This is a genomic window from Frankia nepalensis (assembly GCF_016786325.1).
GTDB classification, from domain to species: Bacteria; Actinomycetota; Actinomycetes; order Frankiales; family Frankiaceae; genus Pseudofrankia; species Pseudofrankia nepalensis.
The window spans coordinates 1-5,819 of sequence record NZ_JADWYU010000265.1 but is presented as its reverse complement, the minus strand read 5'-3'; the positions used below and the strand labels follow the sequence as shown (position 1 = coordinate 5,819).

The window sequence follows — 5,819 nt, the reverse complement described above, 5'->3', positions numbered from 1 at the left end:
GCCGGAGACCACCGCGCCGAAGACCACCGGGCCGGAGAGCACCGCGCCGCCGACGCGCGCCCCCTACCGCGCGCACGTCTCCTGGGAGCGCAAGTACGCCCGCCTGGTGATGTGCGCCGACCTGGCCGCGGGCACGCTGGCGGCGGCGCTCGCGTACCTGCTCCGGTTCGGCGGGCTGGTCGAGTTCAACCTCAAGCCGGCGTCGGCGACGCCGTACCTCGTCGTCAGCGCGATCTTCCCGCTCGCCTGGCTGCTCGCGATGTCACTGAACCGGGCGTACGAGGATCGCTTCCTCGGCGGCGGGTCGGAGGAGTTCCGCCGCGTCCTCAACGCCGCGGTGCGCCTCATCGCGCTGGTCGCCGTCGGGTCGTACGCGACCAAGGCCGAGGTCGCCCGCGCCTACCTGCTGATCGTCTTCCCGACGGCCACACTGCTCACGCTCGCCGGCCGGGCGGCCAGCCGCGAGTTGCTGGACCGGCTGCGCCGCGCCGGCCGCTGCCAGCACCGGGTGCTGGTCGTCGGTGCCGGCGAGTCGGCGGCCTCGCTGGTCCGGCTGGCGCGGCGCGATCCGAGCGCCGGCTGGAACGTGGTTGGTGTCTGCCTGGACCGGGCACCCGGCCGCCACAGCCACGACCGGCTGGAACGCGCCGGCTTCGACCTGTTCGGCATCCCGATCGTCGGCACGTCGGACGCGTTGGAGAGCGCGATCCGGCTCACCGACGCCACCACGGTCGCGATCAGCCCGCAGATCGACGGCGAACGGCTGCGCCGCGCCCTGTGGGCCCTGGAGGGTTCCAACGTCGACGTGCTGGTCTCGTCGGCGGTCACGGACGTGACCGGGCCGCGGATCCACCTGCGCCCCGTAGCCGGCCTCCCGCTGCTGCACATCGAGGAGCCCGAGCTCACCGGCGCCCGCCGACTGATGAAGGACGCGCTCGACCGCGGTGTCGCGCTGGTCACCCTCACGCTGCTCGCGCCCCTGTTCGTCGGGCTGGCACTGGCCGTCCGGCTTACCAGCCGCGGTCCCGCGATCTTCACACAGACCCGCGTCGGGCAGCACGGCAAAGAGTTCACGATGTTCAAGTTCCGCTCGATGTACGTCGACGCGGAGCAGAGGCTCGCCGAGGTCCTCGCGCTCAACGACCGCGCGGACGACTACATGTACAAGGCGAAGAACGACCCTCGGATCACCCGGGTCGGGAAGTTCCTGCGCAAGTGGTCGCTCGACGAGCTGCCGCAGCTGCTCAACGTGTTCAACGGAACGATGTCGCTCGTCGGGCCGCGCCCACCCCTGCCCCGCGAGGTCGCGCGGTACGCCGACGACGTCCACCGCCGGCTGATGGTCAAGCCGGGACTGACCGGCCTGTGGCAGGTCAGCGGCCGCAGCGACCTGCCGACGGACGAGGCGGTGCGCCTCGACCTGCGCTACGTCGAGAACTGGTCGCTCGCCATGGACCTGATCATCCTGTGGCGCACCGTCTTCGCCGTCCTCAAGCGCGAGGGCGCCTATTGACATGCCCGTGGGCGGGCCCGTCCGCGCGGCCGGCCCCTACCTCATCGACAGCCCGACCTTCATCGACATGGACACGGGATCTCGTTCGCCACGGATCTGGACAGGGACGTTCACCGCCACGGGAAATGTCCGTTGAGAACCAATGTCCATTGAGAACGGAGAGCGATGTCCACCGAAAAGATGTCCACCGACAACCCGCCGGCGGCCACACGCGTCAGCATCATAGGAACCGGTTATCTCGGCGCGACCCACGCGGTCTGCATGAGCGAGCTGGGTTTTTCGGTCGTGGGCGTGGACATCGATCCGGGCAAGGTCGCGAACCTGGCCGCCGGAAGGGTGCCGTTTTTCGAGCCAGGGCTCGAGGAGCTGTTGCGCAAGAACCTCGACACCGGCCGGCTGACCTTTACGACCTCGTTCACCGATGCCGCCGCCGCGGATGTGCATTTTCTTTGTGTCGGCACCCCGCAGCGGCCCGACTCACCGGCGGCCGACCTGAGCCACCTTGTCTCGGCCGTCGACCGGCTGCTCGCCGCCGGTCCGAAACCGGGTTCACTGCTGGTCGGCAAGTCCACGGTGCCAGCGGGTACCGCCGCCGCGCTCGCGAGGCGGCTGGCGACCGAGGCGCCCCTGGTCGGCCTGGCTTGGAACCCCGAGTTCCTCAGAGAGGGGTTCGCCGTCGAGGACACCATGCGCCCGGACCGGCTGGTCCTGGGGCTCCAGGCGGACGACGGCGGCCGGGCCGAGGGAATGCTGCGCGCGATCTACGCCAGCGCCATCGAGGCGGGCACACCGCTGGTACTCACCGACTTCGCGACCGCCGAGCTCGTCAAGGTGGCGGCCAACGCCTTCCTGGCGACCAAGATCTCCTTCATCAACGCGATGGCCGAGATCTGCGAGGCCACCGGTGGCGATGTCAAGACGCTCGCCGCCGCCCTGGCGCACGACGCCAGGATCGGCGGGAGATTCCTCGGAGCGGGTGTCGGGTTCGGCGGTGGCTGCCTGCCGAAGGACATCCGCGCGTTTCAGGCGCGGGCGGCGGAGCTCGGCGCGGGATACGCGGTCGGTTTCCTCGCCGAGGTCGACGCGATCAACCTGCGGCGCCGGACCAGGATGGCCGAACTCACGACGGAGCTGCTCGGTGGCAGTGTCGCCGGACGGCGAGTGGCGGTGCTCGGTGCCGCCTTCAAGCCAAACAGCGACGATATTCGGGACTCGCCCGCTCTGGACGTCGCCAACCTGCTGCACCGTGCGGGCGCGGTGGTGACCGTCACCGACCCGGCCGCCGTGCCGAACGCGCGTCAGCGGCATCCAGAATTGTCCTATGCCGACAACGCCGTCCAGGCGGCGACCGACGCCGACATCGTGTTGCACCTGACCGAATGGTCGGACTTCCGAGAGATCGACCCCGTCGCCTTGGCATCCTACGTGCGCACCCCGACCGTCATCGACGGTCGGAACGCTCTCGACGTCGCCCGCTGGCGGGCCGCCGGTTGGTCCTACTACGCCCTCGGCCGGCCACGGGTCTGAAGCCCTTCGCGTGGATCTTTCCGGGGCCGCTCGACCGCCGATCCGCGCACACATCCGATGATCATCGGTCCGTGGAAGGCCCGGCGACTTCCTTGATCGTCAGATGTGCGCGCCGTCCGGCGATTTCCGTCCGTTTTGTCCCTGAACCTCGTGCAGACCTGGCGATCTCCCGAGGACACCAGGCCGGAACCGGGTGAAGATCGCCGGTTGCGTACGCGGATCGGCGATCCGGAACCACGGAACATGATCTGTCCACGGGAAGCGCCGTAGACCGGTCCGACAGTGGGCACCGCCAGCCGGGACCACGGCGAGCGGTCATGGACGGCGCCGTATGGTGACGAGCATCTTGAGGTCAATTCTCCGCCGCGCACCGGCGCGGCCGCGCGCGCCACTCAACGATCAGGGAGCTGGCGCACGCCGCGCGACATCCCGGACGCGATGGCCTGCGCGGTGGTCCTGAGGGCACCGCGGCCCGTGGTGCCGTGCCCGCCGCGAGACGGCCCGGTGCCGAGCCGGCGCGACCCGCTGTCCGGGAGCCGGCGAAGCGGTCCAAATGCCGATCAATCGGCTGAAGGATGACTCATCGTCGGTGATCTCGACAGCGTTGGTATTTTCAACGCGCGTGCTACCTCCACCGCCTATGGACGGCCCGGGGCCTCGCCGGGTCGGCCACGAGCCGGCCGGTCGAGGGACCGCGCGGATCACTGGCCTGGGGTTGGCGTTTCGGCGGAGGGGGTGCCATGGGCACGAGGCGGCTGACCGCTGAGCGCCGGCTGGCCACGCCGGTCACGCCGGTCACGAACCCTGGGCGGCGGGAGATCCGCGCGTGACGGAGACGAGGACGCACGGGCCGGCTGACGCGGCGGGCCGGGCGGGGCATCCCGGCCAGCCCGAGGGCGACGCCGAGACCACCCTGCGCGTGTCGATGCGCAACTTCCGCGCCCGGCTCGCCGGGCGCCCGCCGGCCCAGCGCGGACACCCGCACGCCACCACCCGCAGCGCCGCGGAGCTCGCGGTCCTCTCGGCGCGGCCGCACGACGGGCCGCGCGAGCCGTACCGGGCGCACGTCCACTGGGAACGGGGCTACGCGCGGCTCGTGGTGCTCGCCGACCTGGCCGCGTGCCTGGCCGCGTCGGGTCTTGCCTACCTGCTCCGGTTCGGTGGGTTCATCCAGTTCGCGCAGACGCCGACCTCTTCCCGGCCTTACCTGTTCATCACCCTGGGCCTGCCGATCGCCTGGATCGCGGCGGTGGCGCTGAACCGGGGCTACGAGCATCGCTTCCTCGGCGGCGGCTCGGAGGAGTTCCGCCGGGTCCTCAACGCCGCCGTGCGGCTCGTCGCGCTGGTCGCGGTCGCCTCGTACGCGACCAAGGCCGAGGTCGCCCGCGGCTATCTGCTGATCCTGTTCCCGACCGCGACGGTGCTGACGCTGGCCGGCCGCGTGGTGGTCCGCGCCCGGCTGCACCGGATGCGCCGGGCCGGCAAGTGCCAGCACCGGGTGCTGGTTGTCGGCTCCGGCGAGTCGGCGGCCTCGCTGGTCCGGATCGCGCGGCGTGACCTGACCACCGGCTGGAACGTGGTCGGCGTCTGCCTCGACCGCGCCCCCGGCCTGCACAGCGCCGACCGCCCGGACCGTGCCGGGTTCGACCTCGCCGGGGTACCGATCGTCGGGACGTCCGAAGCGCTCGAGGACGCGATCCGGCGGACGGAGGCCTCGGCCGTCGCGTTCAGCCCGCAGATCGACGGCGAACGGCTGCATCGCGCCCTGTGGGCCCTGGAAGGCTCCGACGTCGACGTGCTGGTCTCCTCCGCGATCACGGACGTGACCGGGCCGCGGATCCACCTGCGCCCCGTAGCCGGCCTCCCGCTGCTGCACATCGAGGAGCCCGAGCTCACCGGCGCCCGCCGACTGATGAAGGGCGCGCTCGACCGGACCGTCGCGCTGTGCGTGGTGCTCGCGGGCCTCCCGCTGTTCATCACGCTGGGGCTGGCGGTTCGGCTCACCAGCCGAGGTCCGGCGATCTTCAAGCAGACCCGGGTCGGGCAGCGCGGCAAAGAGTTCACGATGTTCAAGTTCCGCTCGATGGTCATGGACGCGGAAACGCGCAAGGCAGACCTGGCCGAGCGGAACGAGGGTGCTGGCGAGCTGTTCAAGATGCGCGACGACCCGCGGGTGACCAGGGTCGGGAAGTTCCTGCGCAAGTGGTCGCTCGACGAGCTGCCGCAACTGTTCAACGTGCTCAACGGAACGATGTCGCTCGTCGGGCCGCGCCCGCCGCTGCCGAGCGAGGTCGCCAACTACGCCGACGACGTCCACCGCCGGCTGATGGTCAAGCCGGGACTGACCGGCCTGTGGCAGGTCAGCGGCCGCAGCGACCTCGACTGGGACGAGTCGGTCCGCCTCGACCTGCGCTACGTCGAGAACTGGTCGCTCGCCATGGACCTGATCATTCTCTGGCGCACCCTCTTCGCCGTCATAAAGCGCGAAGGCGCCTACTGACCCCGGACCGGCGGCTGGGACCACTGGGCGGCCGGCGTCTCCCGGGCGTCCGGTCCCCCGTCGGCGTCGGCCGGTTCGCCCGCCCGCGCGGTTCCTGGCCGCGCCAGCGCGTCGTGGTCCACCCCGAGCAGCTTCGCGATCCGGGCCGCGCGATCGTTCCAGCTGTGCCCGGCGGCGAACCGCTGGCGCCGCGCCGTCAGGGCCGGGTCGCCGGGGGCCGCCAGGGCGGCGGGGCCCCCCCGGGGGCGGGCGGCCGGTGCGCCGGGTCAGGTCCTCCTC

Annotated in this window: 3 protein-coding genes; all 3 read left to right on the top strand. The window is 71.4% G+C overall.

The annotated features are described in order from the left end of the window. Window positions 1-1,513, top strand: a 1,513-nt coding sequence (locus tag I6A81_RS39945) for a sugar transferase (RefSeq protein WP_238441606.1), incomplete at its 5' end; no start/stop codon positions are given. A 165-nt stretch (window positions 1,514-1,678) separates the two neighbouring features. Next, window positions 1,679-3,040 (top strand): UDP-glucose dehydrogenase family protein, encoded by a 1,362-nt coding sequence (locus tag I6A81_RS39940; RefSeq protein WP_238429569.1) that lies wholly within the window; start codon window positions 1,679-1,681, stop codon window positions 3,038-3,040. An 826-nt stretch (window positions 3,041-3,866) separates the two neighbouring features. Further along, window positions 3,867-5,540, top strand: a complete 1,674-nt coding sequence (locus tag I6A81_RS39935; protein WP_407661460.1) for a sugar transferase — start codon at window positions 3,867-3,869, stop codon at window positions 5,538-5,540. The last annotated feature ends 279 nt before the right edge of the window (window positions 5,541-5,819 follow it).

What these genes read in the sequence shown, in the direction of transcription:
- I6A81_RS39940 (WP_238429569.1), top strand. Translation starts at nt 1,679, where the DNA reads ATGTCCACCGAAAAGATGTCCACCGACAACCCGCCGGCGGCCACACGC.